This window comes from Paenibacillus sp. 11B (assembly GCF_030487755.1).
Classification (GTDB): domain Bacteria; phylum Bacillota; class Bacilli; order Paenibacillales; family Paenibacillaceae; genus Paenibacillus; species Paenibacillus vandeheii.
In genome coordinates, this window is sequence record NZ_JAUKNS010000001.1 from 221842 (window position 1) to 242193 (window position 20352).

Here is a 20352-nt window from a genome sequence, read left to right on the forward strand (position 1 = left end):
TTCCCCTCTCTATTGGTAGTGAACCTTGCGGCTCAGCAACTTGAAGTAGACTAGCGTAAGTAAACCAACGACAACGAGCAGGATCGCTCCCGCTGCCGAAGCGTAACCAATCTTGAAGTAGCGGAATCCGTACTCGTAGATGTAAAAGACAAGTGTGTTCGTTGAATTGATCGGACCCCCATTAGTCATAATGGCAATGGTCTCAAACACCTGGAATGAACTGATCAAATTAATGATAATTAAGAAAAACAGGGTTGGCGAAAGCATGGGCAGCGTAATCTTGTAGAACTTCCGCCACCAATTGGCCTCGTCCAGAGCTGAAGCCTCATACACATCCTTAGGAATGCTTTGCAGACCAGCGATGAAGATGAGAGCGTTGTAGCCCACGCCCTTCCAGACCGAAACAAGCACAAGCGACAGTAATGAACTATCCGGGCTGCTCAGCCATGTCTGCTTGGGCAAGCCAACTATGTCCAGCAAAGCGTTAAGCAATCCGAATTTGGGATCCATTAGCCACATCCACACCAGGGATACAGATACAAGTGAAACAATATGTGGACTAAAGAGTGCTCCCTGAACAAATCCGTACCATGCCCCTTCCCGATTCAGCCATATCGCAAGCAGAAGCGAAATTACAATGGATAAGGATACGGAAAGAAGCGTATAGTTCAAGGAGTTGCTCAGCACCTGAAGAAACTCATTATCCTTAAACAGCTCGACAAAGTTGTTAAAGCCGACAAACTCCTTGACTGGATTAATGAAATCCCAGTTGTAAAAGCTCAAGAAGATCATATAAAAGATCGGATAGATGAAAAAAATGGAGAACACTACGATGGAGGGAGCCACCATGGCATAGGGACGAAGCCTGGACCAAACGGTCATGAATAGTTCCCTCCCAGAACAATAAGCTCTTCAACTTCGGCTCGCTCATGCTGGCGGGCGCGCATACCGCCCCGGTCAAAATAGTACAGATCCTGCATAGACACGGAGATGTATACCTCGGAGGCTGACTCCAACGGCTTCAAAAAGCTCTTTACAGAGACAAGACCAAGCGCGGATTCCAGTTGATAGATGATTTCTGCTCCCAGTGTCTCGCGTGTCAGGATGCGAGCCGGGAACTGCAATTGGCCGGGCTGCGGCCTGCTTTCAGTCGTCATCGTTGCCTTCTCGGGACGGAAGCCAAGCTGCCCAATTTCGTCATGCAGCTGCCCATGTAGCAAAGGCAGGATACATTCACGATCAATCACATTCATCGGTGGTGTGCCGATAAACTGGGCTGTGAAAACATTATCCGGATCATCGTAGATTTTCATTGGACTATCCGCTTGTTGAATACGTCCTTTATTCATGATGACGATACGATCTCCCATCGACATGGCCTCAACCTGGTCATGAGTAACAAAGACAAAGGTTGCACCTAGCCGTTTGTGAAGCTGAATTAACTCCGTTCGCATCTGATGGCGAAGCTTGGCATCCAAATTGGACAATGGCTCGTCCATCAGGAAGACCCCTGGATTTTTAACCATGGCCCGAGCCAAGGCAACCCGCTGCCGCTGACCTCCGGACAGAGCCTGCGGCTTCTTATGCAAATATTCGGCTAGACCGACAACCTCGGTGATCTCCTTAACAAGACGCTCCCGCTCCGTTCGGGGCACCTTGCGGTTCACTAAGCCGAATTCGATGTTTTCCTTGACCGTCATCATTGGATATAGTGCATAGTTTTGAAATACCATGGCAATATTTCGCTTGCCCGGCTCCACTCCATTGACACAATGGTCTCCGATCCAAATTTCACCGCCCGACTCCTTATCAAGTCCTGCGATCATGCGGAGTGTCGTCGATTTTCCACAGCCGGACGGGCCAACCAATACCGTAAATGACCCATCCTCAATGGTCAGATTGAGACCTTCGATGACTTTATCCTGCTTGAAGCTTTTCTCAATCTGCTTCAGTACAATTTGTGCCATGCCAATCCCTCCTTTTTCTTCATATTAGTGTGCAGCCGACGTTATCTGAACGGTCAACAGTAGGTCGCTCTCTTCTCCCAGCGCATCCGCAACAGGGCCAAAACCAGGCGTATCAAGACAAAAGCTCTGAATATCATGATTAAGATCAGCATCCTGTATAAGCCGGTGAGTTATGGTTACCTCGTTCTCATGAACTTCAATAACGCGGTATGCTGGCACATCGAGACAAGCTGCGGTCTGTACATAATGCCAATTTCCTTGCTTCACGATTGAGTTCATGTGATTATGCCCGCAAAAATAGATGCCTCCTTGTGGCCGACTATTGATCATGTCTTTTAGTTCATCCTGAGGACGAATGTACAGCTTATCGAGCGTCGAGCGCGCAGTTGTATCAAATACCGGATGATGCCCAAAAAGCAGAACTTGCTTCTGATGAGAATCGGTAAGCTGAGCTTTAAGCCATATCAGCTGCTCTTCGTTCAACTCTCCTCCCCAATCCGAACGGTTCATTTCCTTGGTTGTATCCAAAAAAATCAGTTTGGCGTGAGGCGTATCTATGGCTCGATAGCATGGCTGACCTGTAAGCGTGGAAATTTCATGCTTTGGCAATGAATACGTATCATGATTGCCGAGAACATGAATGAAGCTCCGTTCACTTTTCGCAAGAATAGAGTAAATCGATCGGAGTTCCTGAGCCGTTCCTTCATGCGTTAAATCCCCAATAGAGATATGAAAGTCCGCCTCCTCCTTCAGAAAAGCCTTGAGCATATGCTCGTATGCCCGGACTCTTGCAGCCTTCACTTCTTCTGTCCCGTGACTCATGCTTGAATAGTGAAGATCGCCAAGTAACGCCAGACGCATAAACGCCACCTCCATCTTTTTTTGGTCACCTTGCCGCTTAGGCCTTCTCTACCTGCAACACATTTGAAGACTTTGAATGGACCTGCTGCTCCATGATGCATTCGTTGAGGGAAGGCCATATATAATCCGGAACGATATCTGTCTTTGCGATATCCTCTCTTGATGAGATACCCGTAAGCACGAGCGCAGTCTTCATCCCATTCTGTTGTCCAAATAAAATGTCTGTTTCCAGCCGATCGCCTATCATGAGGCATCTGCTGCTATCCACATCCAAAAGCTGGAGCGCCTTCTCTGCATAATAGCGAGAGGGCTTGCCAATCACGACCGATGCTTTCTGCTGGCTAGCCGCCTCGATCGAGCTTAGAATGGCTCCGGTGTCCGGGATGATATCCCCTGGAACGGGGCAGCAATTGTCCGGATTAGTTGCGAGCAAAGCTGCTCCATGGCGCACTGCTTTTGCCGCCCGATGAAGCTTATCGTAATGAAATTCCCGATCCATTCCGACTAGCACATGCGTGGATTGATTGGGATCCTCCGTAATTGCTATCCCGATTGCCCGAAGTTCTCTTTGCAAAGCCTCTTCCCCTACAACCAGCACCTTGGCGTCCGGCGCATGCTCTGCAAAATACATTCCTGACACAAAGCCTGCGGTCAGAATTTCATCAGGCTGGCACGAAATGCCCAAACTCAGCAGCCGCTTGTAGCAATCCTCCTTGGTAAGAACAGGAGTATTGGTAAGGAACAACAGACGTTTGCCTCGTGACCGCAGGCTGCTTATAAAGCGATTTACACCAGGCAGTCTCATCTGGCCAATATAGATTGTTCCGTCCAAATCAAAGCAATAAGCATCGTAAGCATATAAATCCTCCATAACCGTACCCATGCCCGCTCACAATGAGCTGGACAACTCCAATACATCTATGAAGCATTCCAGTTCGTCTGTACAGACCCATACGGACGGATACTCCTGAAATTTCTTCATGACGGAAGTCTCATTAATTGTCCAAGCCATCAGTTGAATTCCTAATTCTTTACATTGTTGAATGTAATGCTCGGTCACAAAGGCATGGTGTATGGACAAGAATGTCGCCCCCATTTCTTGAGACCAGTCAAGAATAGCCTTCGAACAGCCAAAGGTGATGAGACCGATGCGTACATCGCCTGAACGTTGCCTGATTTTCTCCAGAGCATCAAAATCAAATGACGTAATGACCACCTGATTCAGCATGTCGAATTCCTCAATTACTTCAAGAACCCTTTCTTCCAGCTGAGGGTAATAGTTTCCCATCTGCTTCAGCTCAATGTTAAGTTGAATCTTACCCTTTAAAGCTCGCAGTACCTCTTCCAGGGTTGGAATATGCTCCGCTTGCTCCATTTCTAAAGATTGCAGCTCCGAAGCTGTGTAATCGACCACCCTGCCCGTTCCATTGGTCATACGGTCAAGTGTATGGTCATGAATGACAACCGGAATTCCATCCTTGCTGAGATGCACATCGAGTTCCAGATGTGTGAACCCAAGCTCTACCGCCTTTAAAAAGGAGGAAATCGTATTTTCAGGATACTTTTTTGGATAACCGCGATGAGCAACTCCTTGAATCATCATGTTTTGTTACCTCCTGTTTGTATTTTTTGGACAACACAAAAAACCCAGCAGCAAATCACCCTCCTTCAACATCAAGGTTGTATTGATTTACTTACCACCGGGTTTTCTCGTCGTCTCCACCCAAGGATAAATGTATGAAATTAATTCCAGAATTTCTCGTGTCCTACGGAAACAAAATCTGCTCCGCTCTTTAATGCTTGTTGTATTTCTTCCTCGTGCCGGATAAGGCCTCCCACAATCAAAGGCTGTGTAATGCGTTCTTTCAGTTCTTGAATGACTCGAGGCATAAGCCCTGGCATCAATTCAACCTCATCCGGCTTGTAGCTCATAATCATACGAACCGCAGTCGTTATTGCTGCCGTATCAATGGCGAATATTCGCTGGATGCTTAAGATGCCTGCTTGCTTTGCGGCAGAAACCGCGTTGCTCTTCGTCGTTACAATTCCGTCTACTTTGAACACATCAGCAAGATATTGAATGGCAGAGGCATCTCGTCCAATCCCGGATACCATCTCCGTATGCACATATACCTGTTTACCGCTTTGATGCAGACTGTCTATGATCGAACCAAGATTGGTTATGTTCCCTGTCATCAAAATCACTCGTTTAACATCGCTTGCTATAGCTTGTGAAATCTGTTCATCTACCGTAATGGAGGCTATGATCGGATAATTCTTCATGAGTCTGTCCTCATTCCCTCGTTTGTCATCTTAAATGTTAAAGCGTAAATATTCGTGATGTATCATCTTTATGTAAACGGGTTGTTAATTTCAGGTTATCTATTGGAACGATCATCGTTTCAAAAAATAAGCCGCTAAATGCTTTGCACTTAGCGGCTTTCTACTAACAGAACACTTGCTCATCTACAGATTTATATTTATTAATGATTCTGCAAAGTGATAGGGTAATCATGCTCTTCTGCCCCCGTCTATATCTTCGCCTTCTCCTCCTCTGCCATCGACCGGATGTAGAAAGCACCCAGCACCGAGCAGAGCAGGAATGAGAAGAACGCGATCGCTGCGGCTTGTTCACGCTCCTGAAAGACGCTAAACACCTGCTGCATGGAGACACCCAGCATCTGCGGAGAATTGGCTCCGATGAGGTAGGGCGCGGTGAACGAGCCAATCACTCCCATGAAGACAAAGGTCAGGGCGACAAGAAATGTCTTGTACGACAGCGGGAAAATGAACCGTGTAAACAGCGTCAGTTTACCTACGCCCACATCCTTAGCACTCTCAATAACCGACGAAGGAATGCCCGAGAGCGCGGAACTGAGCAGCATCGTCGTAAATGGAATGTTGAACCATAAGTTTGCGATGATGATTCCTTTTTCGTCAAAAATGATGCGCGGCAGCGTAATCCCGACCACCTCAAGCATACGGGCAAGCCAGCCGTGGTTACCAAGCAGGTTGATCAGGCCGTAGGTGGCGATGACACCAGGGATAAACAGCGGGATCATGTACGTTTTACGAATCAGATTGACAATTGGCCCCTGGTTGAAGCGCATGTAAATCGCCAGCGTGTAGCTTACCAATATCACGGCAACACACGTAATGGCGGTCACCCGAAGCGTAAATACGATATTGCTCCGCATCCCCTTATCCGTGAACAGATACGTATAGCGGCTCAGATCGTATCCGCCCGAACCGTTACTCAGGCTCATGATAAAGGATTGTACGATCGGGATAATAACGACGATCAGCAGGATGGCGAAGGAGGGGAGCACCATCGCCAGGCCTGTAATCGACTGTCTGGCTTCCTTACTCATTTTGCGGCAACGTCGCTCTGCCAGCGTTTGTTAATCTCCGTGCCCAGATCCCCGATGTTGAACGTGCGGAACCCTTCGGCCACACCGTCGAACTTATCTTGCATTTCCTGCGACATGTTGGAGAGCTCAATACCCGGGAAACCGTTCATTTTGTCCACGATAACCTCCTGTGCTTCCGGTGACAGGACGAAATTCAGGAACTCGTTGATTGCTTCCTTCTTGTCTGACTCCTGGTTGACCATCAGGTAAGTCGGCCCACCGTTGAATCCCGGTGTTATCTGCTGCATCTTGATCGTATCTGGCAACAAGCCTTCGTTCAGCTGCTGCAGCACCATGTCTGACCAAGCTGGAATTAAGGATACTTCACCATTCATCAACAGATCCAGTGTGCCCTGGTTTTTCTTCGGATAGATACCCTTTCCGTAAACATACGGTCCGATCTCTTTGAGGGTATCAAAGCCGCCGTTCCACTTCTCCATGATTGCCGGATCAGAGTTGTGAATGTCTTCTTCTGGCAGGTCTTTATAGACGATCGTCTGGACGAAAGAGCTGCCTGAACCGCCCGTTGACGGGTCGTTATACGCGAACTGCTCGGGATTGGCTTTGATCCACTCCAGCAGCTCGTCCAGTGTAGTTGGCGGATTGGAGATTTTACTGCTGTCATAGGCCAGAACTACGGCTGAAGAGCGATACGGCACTGCGAAGTTGTCCACATCCTTCATCGTGTCCGCGTTGACTTTGTTCAGGTTCGGAATGTCTTTCTCGTTCAGCTGTGTCCAAATCCCGTCCTTTGTGCCCTGCGCGACGTAGTTGATGCCGTCCTCGTACAGGTCGATATCTCCTGAGCCCTTGCCCGCCTTCTTAGCGGCCACGATCCGGTCGTAGGTCGGCTCAGCGCCGGTACCAGACGGGATGTAGACCAGATTCACGTCGATATCCGGATGCTCTTTCTCGAACATCGGCTCCAGTGAATCCCACAGGTCCTTGACGTTTTGTGAGCCAGTAAAATAGAAGTTAAAAGATACCGGATTACCCGATGCCGCAGCATTTCCATCGGTGGAGCTGCTTGTATTCTCGCTTCCGCTTCCACACCCGGCCAGCAGTGACATGGACAATCCCACAACAGTCAACAATGATACAAATGGCTTCTTCAAACGCATATCATTCATCCTCCTCAGTTCGATTCAGCGACCGGGAATCCGGTCATTTTCGATATCGAGATCCCAACGTCTTTTCCTACCTGCAGCTGCTCAACGAATTCCTTGTTCAGAAAAGCACGTATGATGCCGAATTCCATCAGTTCCACGGTAACTTCCGCGTAATGTCCCAGAATCATCACCTGCTTGACCTTGCCTGCCAAAATACCTTCACCCATCGTGGTACTGCTCACCTGAACGTCTTCTGGCCGGACCGCCGCCGTCACCTGTCCACTTAGCCCCTTCTCGTTCGGTAGGCTAAGACTTCCAATGTGTATGCTCTCCCCTTCCGCCACCCCCTTCAAGAAATTCATTTTGCCGATAAAACCGGCGACATACAAGGAAGCCGGCTCATCGTAAATCTTCTGCGGCTGAGCAATCTGCTCGATGTGCCCATGATTCATGACGATAATGCGGTCAGATAACGACAATGCTTCTTCCTGATCATGCGTGACAAAGACCATCGTGAGACCCGTCTTCATTTGGATCTCGCGCAGTTCTTCGCGCATTTCGTGCCGCAGCTTGGCGTCCAGTGCCGAGAAAGGCTCGTCCAACAGGAGTACCGCCGGGTTGAGCAGCAGGGATCGAGCCAGCGCAACCCGCTGCTGCTGTCCGCCCGAAAGCTCGGCCGGATACTTCTTCCCGAAGCCCGACAGCCGGACCAGCTTGAGCGCATCCTCGACCGCGGTGCGGATCTCTGCCTTCGGCATTTTGCGGATCTTCAGGCCGAACGCCAGATTGTCGTATACCGACATATGCGACCACAGATTATAGCTCTGGAACACCATCGAGGTTGGCCGTTTCTCCGGTGGAAGCTGAATGACACTCTTGCCCTCGATCAAGATGTCTCCGGAGTCCGGTTCCAGAAACCCCCCGATGCTCCGTAGCACGGTGGTTTTGCCGCACCCCGAAGGACCCAGAAGGGTGACCAGCTCGCCTTTTTCGATATCAATGTTGATGCCGCTGACCCCGTCACCGGTTTTGTAGCGTTTGGCTAACTCTTGTACAGACAACTGCATGCTTCTGCCTCCCTTTGCCCCGGTATAGTGACCGAAGCATTTCTATTTCATTTGAAAACCGCTCGCCAGCACGTCCGCGCTCACCAGCCGCTGGGCTGCTACCAGCAAGATAATGGTTGGTAGCGTCAAGATGATCGAGAATACGGCCCCGGCACTGCTCGGAAAGTCGGAAATGATGGAGTACATGACGATTGGCATCGTTTTGTAATCGGGAATGCCGACCAGGAAGGTACCCTGCGCTTCGTCGAGCGAATTCAGGAACGTGAAGATCGAAGCGACCACGATGCCCGGCATTGCCATTGGCAGTGTGATGCTGCGAAAAACTTTGAACGGGCTGGCCCCAACGTCTCGTGCCGATTCCTCCTGTGCACGGTGCACGTTGCGAAAAGCGGAAGTTGGAATCCAGGTCATGAACATCAACACATTGATCATATGGATCAGCACAACGCCGAGCAGCGTATTCATCAGTCCGATCCGGTAGAACAGGACTGCGATGGAGACGTACAACCCCATTTTCGGAAAGGCGTGCGTCAGCAGGAACGAAAACAGAAACATCCGCTTCAGCGGAAACTGAAGTCTTGCGAAGGCGTACGCTGCTGGGATGCAAACGACGATAGACAGCAGAGTCACCAGGGTGGCAATGAGGAACGATAGTGAGATAGACGAGACGATATCGTCCTTCGCCAGCACGAACTCCCACCATTTGAAACCCCATACCTGGGGCAGAATGTCCGGATAATTCCACTTTTCGCTAAAAGCAAGCACCAGCAGGTTGACCAGCGGACCCGCGAAAAAAACGGCGAACACGGTAAGTAACACAAATTCGATAATTCTTCTCGGGCCTACGTGTTTCCAGTACCACAACATGTCCCATCCTCCTTTCCATTTGTCGATTGACGAACGATCACTTCGCTTTCGTATTCAATCAGGCGCGGCACGCTCCCCTCGCCGCTGATCAGGCGGTTCAGAATGGATACCGCGTCTCGGCCTATACCGGACGCATCCACACTGACAGTCGTCAGCGACGGGTGATACATCCCCGCCACTTCGGTATTGTCGTAACCCATTACGGATACTTCCTCCGGGATGCGGACGCCGCGCTCCATCAGCACTTTCATGGCGCCCAGTGCCAGCATGTCATTCGTGCTAAACAGAGCGCTATATTCTCCCTCCAGGAATGCCGCATAGTGCTCCTCCATCAGCTTCCTGCCTGAATCGAAACTGGATTCCGAAGACTCGACGACGGTAAACCCGTCCTGGCCGGAACAAACGCCGAGGGATTCGAGCCGCTTGCGGAAGCCCGCCAATCGCAATGAGTGGCTCCGATGCTCACCCGGTCCGGCGATGATGAAGAATTTGCGGTGTCCACACGCATACAGATGTTCTGCCGCCCGTTCTCCGCCGGCTTCGTCGTTGCTCACAAGATGCACCACATCCGGATCCTCGGTCGATCCGTTCACCATCAGGTAAGGGATATTGAAGTTCTTGACGTAATCGATGACGTTTTTCTGCAGCCTGCTGACCAGAATGAGTCCATCGACCCGCTGCTCCAGCATATAATCGGTGGAGCGCAGCGACATCTCCCGGTCAGTCTTCAGGAAGATCGAGTAGCCCAGTGCTTCAGCAGCCATCAGAATCTCGTCGATGATTCTGCCGTACAGTGTGTGGGATACGATCGGCAGCCTGTCGCGAAAAACGATGACTCCGATGTTGTGCGTCCGCTTCGCGACCATCGCTCGTGCGACGGCGCTCGGCTTGTAACGAAGCTGCTCGACCGCCTTAAGCACTCGTTCCCTGACTTCGGGACTCGCGTATCCATTTCCGGAGATGACCCGAGATGCGGTAGATTTCGATACGCCGGCCAACTGCGCCAGTTCCCGCAGACTATGATTCAGTTTATTGTCCAATCCCTATTCTCCTCTGCACATTCCATTTCTCCCCGGACGGCGATCAGCTTAGCCGGATCGCGGGTTGTTATCGAATTGACGCCCAACTGCGCAAGTCGCCGCATGTCGTCCGCCTCCGTAACTGTCCAGACGTAGAGATCCAGACCATTCCCCCGTACCGCTTCCATTAGTTCTGGCCGTACTGCCTGATATGGTACGTTAAGCCCGAAGCAGCCGGCTTCGCGGCCTTCTGCACAGGCCTGGATCATTGCCTCGTCGTAGGGCAGACTTGCGAAGCTTTGCATGTTCACATTAAGCAGCCTGCGGATGTGCGGAGCGTAGCGACCAGCTTTGACCGCCGTTCCATAATTGCAGCCGCTGAGAAACACCATTTCCGTCATACCCATCCGTTCGACCATGATGGACACGGGCTCGAGGGCGCTGTCCGTTTTGATATCGAGATTCATGATTTTACCGGCTTCCCGGATCTGCCCAAGCACATCCTGAAGGGTCGGAATTGGCACCGACAAGCTGGCATTCAACTCTTTCAGTGTTAATTCTGCTAGGCTGACGCGGCTTCCATCTGCCAAAGTAATATCGTCGTCATGTGCGAGTACCGGTACGCTGTCCCGAGTCGACCGGATATCATCTTCGTAAATATCCACGCCAAGTGTCAGAGCCGCCTGAAGCGACTCATAAGAATGATCGGGATGCCCCATGCAGCCGGTGTGGGCCGTGACCAGCGGAAATTTGTTCATCGCGGGTATCCTCCTTCTTCGAAATAAATCGCGTTGGTAAAGGCGATTCGAACATAAGCGCCTTGCACCGTTCCCCACAACTCGGAGCGAATCCACTTGCGGGGAATATCAGGTGTGGACTCCGTCAGTTGGGCTTCGAACTGCATCATCTGTCCGTCCAATGAATAGGGTACTTCCAGGCTTAGTTCCTCGCCCAGATTGGAGCACAGCTTCAATCTGCAGACCTGCGTCGGCAGCGACCACAGTCCGGCGCGGACCGAGAAGTCCAGCGTCAAGTTCACCTGGATCGGCTGCACTGCGGCTTCCGGTCTCTCGACTACCGATGGAACCGTAGAGCCGATCGGATAGTCAGAACCACCAGCGTTTAGCTTCAAGGTCAGCAGAGGACCAATGGTTACGGAAGCGCGCCCTTCCCGCAGCGCCTGAATCAGGGTTTGTTCATGTATGGGTAGAGATACCGAATCACCACTCGCCTCAACTGCGTTGTCCTCGATGCCGAGGTATGTGACCGATATCGGCTCTTCCGTTTCGACCTGCGCATGCCAGTCCCGGCCAGAAGTTGCGGCGATCCGATACCCTTCATTCAGCTTTTGTGTCCACAGATCAAATGCCCGCCGATTGTTTGTCTGTATGGAAGGGAACGTTCCGGACCAGATTTCGATATAATCGACGGCGGACCAATTTCCGATCTCGTATTCCCAGAAGCACCCGGTACAAGCCGGACTGCCGATGCGGAACGGATGGGCAAGCCCGGCGATTCCCCCGAGCCGATGTACGGCTTCAATCCCCTCATCGATCCTATCCCGATCTACTTGACGCCAGTCGGCAAAAGCGTTCAATCCTATCGTCACCATATGACCGTAAAAGGTCGTCCACTCCATGCCGGGAATAATTCGCAGTCCGTATTTCCGCTCCAGTTCTTCTTTGCCGATCAGGCCGGACATCGTGTTGTGGTCGGTCAGCGCGATGGCGTCGAAGCCCAGATTGGCCGCTCCTGCCGCCAGCTCCTCCAGCGTCTGGCTGCCGTCGCTGTGCAGCGTATGTGTATGCAGTTCGCAGGCGAGCCATTTCATATGGTGTCGACCTCCGTCGTCCAGATTTGCAGCCGGTAATCGCAGATATCTGTCACGATACAGTGCAGGCTGAGTGTGACGCTCCAGGAGCCGGGAACCAGCTCACCCGGCATGAGACCGGGTGAAGCATCTCGCTCCGATACGAACAACTCCTGCACCTCATCCTGGCGGTGGCACGCTCCGCGATATCCCTGCGCGTCGTCCAGCGAAAGTGTGATCAAATTTTTCAGGGGGAGGTGCCTGTCGGCATTCTCCATTGCGAATTCCCGATTTTCCGGCAAAATGTATAAGTCATAACTATTCTTAAGTAGCTGCAGCGCCTTCTCCCGATTCTCGAGCGTCTTCGGTGCATATTGTAATCGCAGGTTCAGCTTCCCACAGCCCTCGTTTAACTCAAAAGGAATGCGGATATGTGTCTTTGAATCCTCAGGAGACGCATATCCTTGTAGATCCAGCAGCTCCATTACGCCGCACCGCCTTTCATCTTTTCGTTGTCTTCGCACGGCTTTCGTGATGCAAAGTTGGATGAGTGTGGGACCGTTCCCACATCTATCACTTATGTTACGGGAAAAAAATCAGACCCGTATCTGCATCATGTTAATGTTCTGTAAATACAAAAAAGACCGATCTTCTATTAAAAGAAGAATGGTCATCTTATCTTTTGATCGCTAAATTGTTTTCGCACTGCATACAAAGGGCATTCAGTTTTGCTTGAATACTTCTTTAATCGGATCAGTAATTATGTTTATCATTCTTTGGCCTGTGTTCACCTCGGTTAGAGTAACATCCCACATCACGATATTGGTGTTCGGATTTGTACCGTTGTCGAGAACTTTGATGATAAGTTCTTTGGTACCCTTCACAGTAAACTGAAAAGAGTCCGGCTCACGCTCTCCTCCCAAACTGATGGAATAGATTTCTGATCCGTCTGCGATAAAGATGATTTCGTTTCTATCACTGCTTGCAGTGTCGTCAGCATTTCCTGATATGGCGACATAGCCCTCCATCTTTGCATAATTGCCGTTTAATAGATATGAAAACACATTGTTTTTTCTGTTTTCCAGACTGTACAGATTGAGTTGAGGTTCAACCTTGGTCGTTCCCGCAGCAAAGGTGGTCAGATTTGCATCCCATTTCACAGTCCCTTCGTTGACCGCGAGTTCATTCAGAACCACAACTTCTCCGTCCACGTTATCTAAATAATGATTGATGCCTCCTACAACAAGAATCATTCCGGTAGAAATGACTACCGCTGTCAGGGCAATTTTAAGCATTCCCTTAAATGTATCTCTATGCTGTATTATGATTCGCTGTGACCAATACCCTACTGCTGCTCCTAATGTATTTATGATGATATCGTTGATATCGAACGCCCCCAAGCGGGAGAACATTTGAATCAACTCTATAACCGTGATGCCCATCATAAAAAAGCAGATAAATCGGGTAAAACTGCAACGATACAGAAGCGGGATGACCATTCCAAATGGGATAAAGGCAAGAAAATTGCCTAAGTCAAAGAACCAAATTTGAAAGTCTCTTCCCATAGGAAAATGCAAAGGAATACCTTCAAATGTTAAATGGTATCTTAGACCTTGGTCAGGGATAAAAGAGGACCTATTAAAACCTACAAATAAAAAGAATAAAGTTAATATCGTGTATAACCCCAACAGTATAACGACGATTCTCCGTGACTTCCCTTGATACATACAGCAAATCCTTTCTGGTCTGTGTTATTGCTACTTTTTGCAAAAAAAACACACGACAGCCAGCAAGGCTATCGTGTAGCGTTAATAGTAATTTTTTGAGAAAAGCCATAACCCATAGAGGCTTGTGGATATTCTGTTTCGTTGCTATCAGTATAAGAGAATACTTTAAGCGTTGTCAATTACGCTGACTTACCTGTTGTTCCAGCTCTGAATGGGAATGAAGCTTGGATTTATCTTTTGTTCACAATCTGATTACACCAGACGTATCCGGTGTCATTGAGAAAGATGGCGAAACGGTTACAGGCCTGAATATAGGCGATTTTTCGGTATATGTTTTTTTGGATATAAAAAAGCAGTTCATCTTTGGTGATGGACTGCTTTTCATATTGTACCGTTGTCTTTGCAATATCGGATTAATTCTCTTGCTCTTCGGCCTGACTAGGCGGAGCCATCAGACCTTTGACGGCACCCATAAACGGATGGATGGATTTAATCATGCCGTAGCCCATTTTCACAACCGGCATGAATTGCTGGATCATGCCGAACATCCGCAAACCGCCGCCAAGCATGCCTCCAGCCGAAGCCCCGCCAAGCCCGCCAAACAGCGAACCCATCATAGGCAGAAAGGATGAAACCTTTGCGCGCGACACTGTGCGTGAACGAGTAGACGGCTTGCGTGTGCCATTCACCCGTTTCCGGTCCTGGGAACGACCACTCTTGTTGCGTGAAACGACCTTTCGGTTGGAAGCACGGGAACTGCCCTCTTTGGTCACCGTGGGCGATATTGTTCCTCCCCCGGTAAGCACCAGGCCTCCGTTATTCACGTCAGAGATGTAACCGATGTACGTTTCACCACTATGAAGAGTCACGTAGACGGGACGGGTCTTATACCGTTTTGCCTTTAGACGTATCTCGTTGGTTTTAGCCATGGAATTTCACCTCACTCCACTGATTTACTTCAGTTTACGCGATAAGTGGACTTCTTGCCTGTGCGAATAGGACATCTGTGTTTGTCAGTGAGTAATAATTATAATGGCAAATCCTTGTTTTTGAAGATGCGAATGCCTAGGAAATAAAGTACTATGCCAACCACGACCAGTGAGACAAACTGAATCGTATAACTGCCTCCGTTTAAAATGGCATGTGTGTCGAATAGCGAGTTCATCGATAGATACTTTAATTTTTCCAAACTGCTATCCACATCTCCCATCAATTTAAGAAGGAAAAATGCCATTGGAATGCCCGCTCCCCACGCCAAGGAATTTTTCGTGAGATTGAATACGCAGGAGAAAAAGAATGAAATACTGCTGGTTGCAAACATTAAAAGGAACAAACCGAGGTTCAGCATGAAATAATTCGTCATATTAATATCCACATCACCCTGGAATACATGGATTGACGTATATCCCGCCAAAGTGATAATCAGGATCATCACGATGAGTGATGTGATCAAGTACACGGCCTGAGTTAGAACAACCGTACTCCGCTTGGTCGGAGTCGAGAGCAGATAGGCCATAGACCCTCTATCAACCTGTGATGCGATGAGACTGTTAGCGGTCATGATAATAAATACGATGGGCAAAAGTACACCCTGAATCCCATAGAAGGTTTTGGACATCATTCCCAGAAATGTAGCCTCTCCTAACAGGCTGGCTAGCGGGGTGTCTTTGACCATACCCGACATATCAGAGATGGTGCTTGCATCAAACACAGCTATGAGAATGACATGTAATGCCGTCATAATGATTGTAAAAATGAGCCATAATTTGATATTGGCCTTTAGCGTTTGCTTGAAAATCGGTTTGCTAAGCATTGATGTTTTCCTCCTCGTAAATCCCTTTGAAGTAATCTTCAAGCGTATACTTTATCTCTTTCATAAATTTGATCTGGTACCTCTTCAAGGTTCCAAATAACACGTTGATCTCCGCATCGTTGATTTGAATTACCACTTGATTATGTTCATCACGCTTCTTAACGAAATGAAACGGCTCCGATAAAAATTGCCGGTAATCTTCACGAGCTAAAAATTCGATTTTATACTCTTTGTTTTCATTATGCTTTACCTCGGAGGTGCGCTTGACCGCAATCAGCTTTCCTCCTTTGATTAGAGCTACTTTGTCACATGTATCCTCGACCTCCTCAAACATGTGGCTGGACATAAATATCGTTTTGCCCTTTTTCTTTTCCTCTTTCAAAATATCTACGAATTCAGCCCTCATCAGAGGATCTAACCCTGTCGTTGGCTCATCTAGTATCAAAATTTCAGGATCGGCCATCAAAGCAGCAACAATCGCCGTTTTCTGTTTCATCCCCTTAGACATTCTTTTCAGATTGGCTGTGGGATCAAGCTGCAATTTTTTGATGATACGTTCAGCGTAAGACATGTCCGTTAATCCTAAGACTTCGGCTTGCCTTCTTAGAAACTCTGTGCCCGTCGGTGCATCCGGGAAAGCAATCTCTCCAGGAATATAACCGATTAATTTCTTAATCTCGGCAGATTCCGTCCAGCTATTCATTCCATTGATAGTTACAGTCCCGTTATGAGGCTTCAAAAAGCCCATGATGTGCCGAATGGTCGTTGTTTTACCAGCTCCATTTGTACCAACAAAGCCAAATACCTCGCCTTTATCGATCGTCAGGTTGAGGTCAAATACGCCCTGTCCGTTTCCATAATTTTTAGTCAAATGTTTAATTTCGATGTAAGACATTAGGTGTGGCCTCCCCTGTAACCGTCGAGTTGCGGTCATAAAACTTCATGAAATAATCCTCTAAAGTGAATTTGATTTCGGAGAAAAACTTCACTTCATAATCGGAAATGAAGGAAATAAAAGTGTTGATATTCTGATCATGGATACGCAATATCACTTGTAGTTTTTGAGGCGTTAAGGAAACAACTTCTATGTTTTGTTGTGCTTTTACCTCATCCTCAAAGCGATTGAATGCTTCTGCGGTTAGCAATTCCATCTTGAATGCCTTGATTTCGCTACGACGTAAATCATCCGCTACAAAGGACGAGATTAAACGTCCCTCCTTAATGATGGAAATTTTGTCACAAGTCGCATCAATTTCGGAAAAAATATGGCTTGAGATCAAAATGGTTTTACCTTTTTCCTTCTGATCCTTAATGAACTCAATAAACAAATTTTGCATAATCGGATCTAATCCGCTCGTAGGTTCATCCAGTACCAGTACGTCTGGGTCATGCATGAATGCGGTGACGATGGCCAGCTTTCTTTTCATGCCAAGAGACATCCGCTTTAAGCTCCCCGCAGGATTCAGCTCGAACTTCTCCATTAAAGCCTGCGTATGTGACATATCCGTAATTCCTCGCAAACCTGCCATCATGTGAATGAACTGTGTCCCCGTAAGAGATTCGGGCAAAGCGATTTCACCCGGTAAATATCCCAGTTGCTTTTGAATGTCAGCCGCACGTTCCCAACTCTTCAGGCCGTTCACGAGAGTTTTTCCCTGCTGCGGACGGGAAAAGCCCATAATATGTCGAATCGTCGTCGTTTTACCGGCTCCGTTTGGTCCTAAAAATCCATACACTTCCCCTTTTTCAATGCTAAAGGAAACGTCGAAAATCCCGCGCTGATGGCCGTAATCCTTCGTTAAATGCTCAATCTCAATGACGGGCATGTTCAGATCCACCCTTTCTCTAATTCACGTTTTAAAAGGACAACGTGTTGTTTATCTTGATGTTTTTAATTATAATGGCTATGTAACTGATCAACAATAATCAGAATCATGCGATGTGCCGGATATCCAACACTTTTTGCGATTGTGTATATTTTATTCATATAGGAGCTGAATTATTGATGCGTGAGCCAAGCAACGACTTACGAATTATTCGAACCAGGGAGCTCATTCGGGAAGCATTAATCGATTTAATTGAAGAAAAAGGATTCGAAGCCATCACGGTAAAGGACATTACGACAAAGGCCAGAATTAATCGCGGAACCTTTTATTCGCATTATCAGGACAAATTTGATCTGATGGCACGAAGTCAAGAAGAGTTTATGAGCAATATGAGGGAAATCGTTAAACAAAACGTTACGGATACGAATGGGGATTTTAAGTCAAACGTTCCCGCTACGGTTCCCTTGAATGTCATGGTTTCCATGTTTGAGTATCTGGACCAAAACAGAAGGTTCATGAGAGCGGTATCCGGTCCCAATGGCGGTCAGTCTTTCCAAACCAAGATGAAAGACTTTTTGTGGAATACACTGTTTGTAAGAAAAGAATTTCCTCTGATTAAGCAAGAAAATTTGCTTGTCCCGAGTGAGTATTTAATTGCTTATTTGGCCTCTGCCCATATCGGCGTCATTGAGCAATGGTTGAATAGTGACGGAACAGAATCTCCGGCTGAGATGGCCCGTATCCTTGCTACGATTACCGTGAAAGGCCCTTTTACAGCGGCTGGACTGAACAATTGAGTTCAAAAATCCAGCGAAAAACCGTCTACTTTGTACTTCCTATTCCTCTTATCAGTGTTTCCAAAGGTCCTTGGCTTGTAATTTGAGTCATAATCAAGGCAACCTCCCGGGTTGATAGATCATTGCCTTGGGCCATCCAATGCGTTAATAGTCCGATATTGGCCGAGGCAGTAAAAGCTAAGAAGTAATCCCATGGAATAACCGATTCTCTTGGGAGGTGGGATTCGAATTTTTGAATCATGCGCTGCGCCATCAGTTCTTTAAGCTGAATGGGGAGCTGCAAATCACCCTTGGGATCTAGCATAACGCGCAGGTAATCTGCGTGCGACAATAGATATTCCAATATTTTAAGAATAGAAGGATAGGGTTCTCCACGCTCCGCATATGGCCGTACTTCCATCGGATTAAGATCAATCGCCAGCAACTGGATTCCTTCAAAAATCTCCTGCTTCAATTGGTCTACCAGATCAGCTACGTCACGATAATGCAGATAAAATGTGCCTCTGTTAATCTCTGCTCGTTCAGCCAGATCCATCACACTGATCTTGTTAAGCCCCTTTTCCATCGTCAATTCCAACAAGGCCTGACGAATCAATTTCTTCGTTCGGATCTTGCGTCGATCCATCTTATCTTCCTGATGATTCACTTCGCTCCACTCCTTATTGAACACCTTTTTGAATGGTGTTGATTAATGCCCATTTTATAAAAATGTGATTATTGTATTTCTTGGTGCAGTTATTATAATCAACAATGTGAATGTTAATCAACATAATGATCATTATAAGGAGTGAAGTTTGTTGAATCTTTTCAAAAATAAGATGGTGCTGATATCGCCCATTCTTGCTTTGGTCATCATCTTTGTCTTTTCGTTGACGTTGTTTCCGTCGGTTCAGCCCCAGCCCAAGAACTTGCCCATTGCAATCGTAAACGAAGATGAGGGAGCTGAGATCCGTAATCAACCAAAAATGAATATGGGACAGAACATCGTGGAAATGATACAAAAAACAGCAGACTCAGGGAAGGATGAAGAACCGGCAGTAAAATGGGTTAACGTAAACAGCCTGGCGGAAGTTCAAAAGGGGCTGGACCAAAAGGAGTATTATGCAGCATTCGTTATTCCGGCGGATTTTAGCTCTAAGCAGGCATCCCTCATGACAACAGCCCCTTCTTCGCCTGAGGTGCAAATTATGATCAACCAAGGCATGAACACGGCGGCCTCCACTTTGGCAGGACAGATGCTAAACGGAATCGTCGATAATATGAATAACACGGTTCGTTCCCAATTGATGGAGGGATTCAAAGCTCAAGGAGCGACACTAACCGTAGAACAGGCATCTCTTCTGGTAAATCCTATCACCAAGAAAGTCACCAATGTGAACGAAATTGGTACACACAGCGCTAATGGTAACGCGCCGATTTCTTTGTTCCAGCCTCTGTGGATGTCCAGCCTGGCGAGTGCAGCCATTATTTTTATGGCGATAAAAAAAATGCCGTCCCGTTCAAGAAGAGATCGTCTTTCTTTAAAAATAGGACAGATTGTAACAGGAGCGGTCATCGCCGTTGTGGTGGGATTCGGCTTTGCCTGGATTGCTGATGGAATGGTCGGGCTGCAAATTCCACAATTTACAGATATCGCCTGGTTCCTGTCCATCTCTTTCTTCAGCTTTTTCCTCTTGATTTCGGCTGTGGTTTCCCTAGTTGGATTTGGCGGAATTTCCATTTTTGCGCTACTGCTATTCTTTGGCGGGCCGCTGCTTGCTCTAGCTCCAGAGATGTTGTCCCCCTTTTACCGGGATTGGGTATACTCTTGGCTTCCAATGCGTTATATGGTAGACGGTTTACGGGAGTTATTCTTCTTCGGTCATGGATTGACCTGGAATACACCGTTATCCGTTCTGATTTGGATCGGACTTGCGGGTATCGTCGTCATTTTAGCCACTGCTTTCATGCCCCATCTCAAAAAGGAGAGCACGAAGGAGCTCCAGCATAATCTAAATTAGAGCATTTCGTTCCATTAAATGGACACTTGATCTCTTTAACGTGGTAATCATCAGTACAGGTTGTTGAAAAGCACAAATG

Annotated in this window: 22 protein-coding genes; 2 read left to right on the plus strand and 20 right to left on the minus strand. The window is 47.9% G+C overall.

Going from position 1 to position 20352, the window contains the following annotated elements:
- Positions 1-9 precede the first annotated feature (9 nt).
- The 19 genes from Q0V21_RS00930 to Q0V21_RS01020 form a co-directional block, all read right to left on the minus strand.
- Positions 10-882 (minus strand): carbohydrate ABC transporter permease, encoded by an 873-nt coding sequence (locus tag Q0V21_RS00930; RefSeq protein ID WP_024633307.1) that lies wholly within the window; start codon positions 880-882, stop codon positions 10-12.
- A complete protein-coding gene (locus tag Q0V21_RS00935; RefSeq protein ID WP_079349065.1) occupies positions 879-1967 on the minus strand; it encodes an ABC transporter ATP-binding protein in 1089 nt (362 codons plus the stop codon). The genes Q0V21_RS00930 and Q0V21_RS00935 overlap by 4 nt, the downstream gene beginning before the upstream one ends.
- A 24-nt stretch (positions 1968-1991) precedes the next feature.
- Positions 1992-2828, minus strand: a complete 837-nt coding sequence (locus Q0V21_RS00940) for a metallophosphoesterase family protein (RefSeq protein ID WP_179132786.1) — start codon at positions 2826-2828, stop codon at positions 1992-1994.
- Positions 2829-2865: 37 nt separating this feature from the next.
- Entirely contained in the window at positions 2866-3699 is an 834-nt protein-coding gene (locus Q0V21_RS00945; protein WP_079349735.1) for an HAD-IIA family hydrolase, read from the minus strand.
- An 18-nt stretch (positions 3700-3717) separates the two neighbouring features.
- Positions 3718-4431 carry a glycerophosphodiester phosphodiesterase gene (locus Q0V21_RS00950; RefSeq protein WP_079349067.1) on the minus strand — a complete coding sequence of 238 codons (714 nt, stop codon included), beginning with the start codon at positions 4429-4431 and terminating at the stop codon, positions 3718-3720.
- Positions 4432-4571: 140 nt separating this feature from the next.
- A complete protein-coding gene (locus Q0V21_RS00955; protein WP_024633302.1) occupies positions 4572-5111 on the minus strand; it encodes a glycerol-3-phosphate responsive antiterminator in 540 nt (179 codons plus the stop codon).
- Between the two features lie 248 nt (positions 5112-5359).
- Positions 5360-6199 carry an ABC transporter permease gene (locus Q0V21_RS00960; protein ID WP_024633301.1) on the minus strand — a complete coding sequence of 280 codons (840 nt, stop codon included), beginning with the start codon at positions 6197-6199 and terminating at the stop codon, positions 5360-5362.
- Entirely contained in the window at positions 6196-7359 is a 1164-nt protein-coding gene (locus Q0V21_RS00965) for an extracellular solute-binding protein (RefSeq protein ID WP_079349068.1), read from the minus strand. Before Q0V21_RS00965 ends, Q0V21_RS00960 begins: the two co-directional genes overlap by 4 nt.
- A gap of 14 nt (positions 7360-7373) precedes the next feature.
- A complete protein-coding gene (locus Q0V21_RS00970; RefSeq protein WP_301877148.1) occupies positions 7374-8414 on the minus strand; it encodes an ABC transporter ATP-binding protein in 1041 nt (346 codons plus the stop codon).
- Between the two features lie 42 nt (positions 8415-8456).
- Positions 8457-9281: an ABC transporter permease gene (locus Q0V21_RS00975; RefSeq protein WP_024633298.1), complete on the minus strand. Its 825-nt coding sequence runs from the start codon at positions 9279-9281 to the stop codon at positions 8457-8459.
- Positions 9257-10321 carry a LacI family DNA-binding transcriptional regulator gene (locus Q0V21_RS00980; RefSeq protein WP_301877149.1) on the minus strand — a complete coding sequence of 355 codons (1065 nt, stop codon included), beginning with the start codon at positions 10319-10321 and terminating at the stop codon, positions 9257-9259. The genes Q0V21_RS00975 and Q0V21_RS00980 overlap by 25 nt, the downstream gene beginning before the upstream one ends.
- The gene (locus tag Q0V21_RS00985; protein ID WP_301877150.1) at positions 10306-11058 is read right to left on the minus strand and encodes a glycerophosphodiester phosphodiesterase; all 753 of its coding nucleotides are present in this window, start codon (positions 11056-11058) and stop codon (positions 10306-10308) included. Before Q0V21_RS00985 ends, Q0V21_RS00980 begins: the two co-directional genes overlap by 16 nt.
- Entirely contained in the window at positions 11055-12131 is a 1077-nt protein-coding gene (locus Q0V21_RS00990) for a CehA/McbA family metallohydrolase (protein WP_301877151.1), read from the minus strand. The genes Q0V21_RS00985 and Q0V21_RS00990 overlap by 4 nt, the downstream gene beginning before the upstream one ends.
- The gene (locus Q0V21_RS00995) at positions 12128-12595 is read right to left on the minus strand and encodes a hypothetical protein (protein ID WP_079349072.1); all 468 of its coding nucleotides are present in this window, start codon (positions 12593-12595) and stop codon (positions 12128-12130) included. The genes Q0V21_RS00990 and Q0V21_RS00995 overlap by 4 nt, the downstream gene beginning before the upstream one ends.
- Positions 12596-12832: 237 nt before the next feature.
- Positions 12833-13837 carry a VanZ family protein gene (locus Q0V21_RS01000; RefSeq protein ID WP_079349073.1) on the minus strand — a complete coding sequence of 335 codons (1005 nt, stop codon included), beginning with the start codon at positions 13835-13837 and terminating at the stop codon, positions 12833-12835.
- A 413-nt stretch (positions 13838-14250) separates the two neighbouring features.
- Positions 14251-14766, minus strand: a complete 516-nt coding sequence (locus Q0V21_RS01005; RefSeq protein ID WP_079349074.1) for a hypothetical protein — start codon at positions 14764-14766, stop codon at positions 14251-14253.
- Between the two features lie 98 nt (positions 14767-14864).
- Entirely contained in the window at positions 14865-15650 is a 786-nt protein-coding gene (locus tag Q0V21_RS01010; RefSeq protein ID WP_079349075.1) for an ABC transporter permease, read from the minus strand.
- A complete protein-coding gene (locus tag Q0V21_RS01015; RefSeq protein WP_079349076.1) occupies positions 15643-16545 on the minus strand; it encodes an ABC transporter ATP-binding protein in 903 nt (300 codons plus the stop codon). The genes Q0V21_RS01010 and Q0V21_RS01015 overlap by 8 nt, the downstream gene beginning before the upstream one ends.
- Positions 16526-17476 (minus strand): ABC transporter ATP-binding protein, encoded by a 951-nt coding sequence (locus Q0V21_RS01020; RefSeq protein ID WP_301877154.1) that lies wholly within the window; start codon positions 17474-17476, stop codon positions 16526-16528. The genes Q0V21_RS01015 and Q0V21_RS01020 overlap by 20 nt, the downstream gene beginning before the upstream one ends.
- A 179-nt stretch (positions 17477-17655) precedes the next feature.
- Between Q0V21_RS01020 and Q0V21_RS01025 the strand changes: the two genes are divergently transcribed.
- Positions 17656-18273 (plus strand): TetR/AcrR family transcriptional regulator, encoded by a 618-nt coding sequence (locus tag Q0V21_RS01025; protein ID WP_079349078.1) that lies wholly within the window; start codon positions 17656-17658, stop codon positions 18271-18273.
- A gap of 25 nt (positions 18274-18298) precedes the next feature.
- Here Q0V21_RS01025 and Q0V21_RS01030 read toward each other — a convergent pair whose 3' ends face one another.
- Positions 18299-18919: a TetR/AcrR family transcriptional regulator gene (locus tag Q0V21_RS01030; protein WP_301877155.1), complete on the minus strand. Its 621-nt coding sequence runs from the start codon at positions 18917-18919 to the stop codon at positions 18299-18301.
- A 172-nt stretch (positions 18920-19091) separates the two neighbouring features.
- On the opposite strand from Q0V21_RS01030, the gene Q0V21_RS01035 reads away from it, so the two are divergent.
- Positions 19092-20273 (plus strand): YhgE/Pip domain-containing protein, encoded by a 1182-nt coding sequence (locus tag Q0V21_RS01035; RefSeq protein WP_079349736.1) that lies wholly within the window; start codon positions 19092-19094, stop codon positions 20271-20273.
- The last annotated feature ends 79 nt before the right edge of the window (positions 20274-20352 follow it).

What these genes read in the sequence shown, in the direction of transcription:
- Q0V21_RS00930 (WP_024633307.1), bottom strand. Translation starts at nt 882, where the DNA reads ATGACCGTTTGGTCCAGGCTTCGTCCCTATGCCATGGTGGCTCCCTCC.
- Q0V21_RS00935 (WP_079349065.1), bottom strand. Translation starts at nt 1,967, where the DNA reads ATGGCACAAATTGTACTGAAGCAGATTGAGAAAAGCTTCAAGCAGGAT.
- Q0V21_RS00940 (WP_179132786.1), bottom strand. Translation starts at nt 2,828, where the DNA reads ATGCGTCTGGCGTTACTTGGCGATCTTCACTATTCAAGCATGAGTCAC.
- Q0V21_RS00945 (WP_079349735.1), bottom strand. Translation starts at nt 3,699, where the DNA reads ATGGAGGATTTATATGCTTACGATGCTTATTGCTTTGATTTGGACGGA.
- Q0V21_RS00950 (WP_079349067.1), bottom strand. Translation starts at nt 4,431, where the DNA reads ATGATGATTCAAGGAGTTGCTCATCGCGGTTATCCAAAAAAGTATCCT.
- Q0V21_RS00955 (WP_024633302.1), bottom strand. Translation starts at nt 5,111, where the DNA reads ATGAAGAATTATCCGATCATAGCCTCCATTACGGTAGATGAACAGATT.
- Q0V21_RS00960 (WP_024633301.1), bottom strand. Translation starts at nt 6,199, where the DNA reads ATGAGTAAGGAAGCCAGACAGTCGATTACAGGCCTGGCGATGGTGCTC.
- Q0V21_RS00965 (WP_079349068.1), bottom strand. Translation starts at nt 7,359, where the DNA reads ATGCGTTTGAAGAAGCCATTTGTATCATTGTTGACTGTTGTGGGATTG.
- Q0V21_RS00970 (WP_301877148.1), bottom strand. Translation starts at nt 8,414, where the DNA reads ATGCAGTTGTCTGTACAAGAGTTAGCCAAACGCTACAAAACCGGTGAC.
- Q0V21_RS00975 (WP_024633298.1), bottom strand. Translation starts at nt 9,281, where the DNA reads ATGTTGTGGTACTGGAAACACGTAGGCCCGAGAAGAATTATCGAATTT.
- Q0V21_RS00985 (WP_301877150.1), bottom strand. Translation starts at nt 11,058, where the DNA reads ATGAACAAATTTCCGCTGGTCACGGCCCACACCGGCTGCATGGGGCAT.
- Q0V21_RS00990 (WP_301877151.1), bottom strand. Translation starts at nt 12,131, where the DNA reads ATGAAATGGCTCGCCTGCGAACTGCATACACATACGCTGCACAGCGAC.
- Q0V21_RS00995 (WP_079349072.1), bottom strand. Translation starts at nt 12,595, where the DNA reads ATGGAGCTGCTGGATCTACAAGGATATGCGTCTCCTGAGGATTCAAAG.
- Q0V21_RS01000 (WP_079349073.1), bottom strand. Translation starts at nt 13,837, where the DNA reads ATGTATCAAGGGAAGTCACGGAGAATCGTCGTTATACTGTTGGGGTTA.
- Q0V21_RS01005 (WP_079349074.1), bottom strand. Translation starts at nt 14,766, where the DNA reads ATGGCTAAAACCAACGAGATACGTCTAAAGGCAAAACGGTATAAGACC.
- Q0V21_RS01010 (WP_079349075.1), bottom strand. Translation starts at nt 15,650, where the DNA reads ATGCTTAGCAAACCGATTTTCAAGCAAACGCTAAAGGCCAATATCAAA.
- Q0V21_RS01015 (WP_079349076.1), bottom strand. Translation starts at nt 16,545, where the DNA reads ATGTCTTACATCGAAATTAAACATTTGACTAAAAATTATGGAAACGGA.
- Q0V21_RS01020 (WP_301877154.1), bottom strand. Translation starts at nt 17,476, where the DNA reads ATGCCCGTCATTGAGATTGAGCATTTAACGAAGGATTACGGCCATCAG.
- Q0V21_RS01025 (WP_079349078.1), top strand. Translation starts at nt 17,656, where the DNA reads ATGCGTGAGCCAAGCAACGACTTACGAATTATTCGAACCAGGGAGCTC.
- Q0V21_RS01035 (WP_079349736.1), top strand. Translation starts at nt 19,092, where the DNA reads ATGGTGCTGATATCGCCCATTCTTGCTTTGGTCATCATCTTTGTCTTT.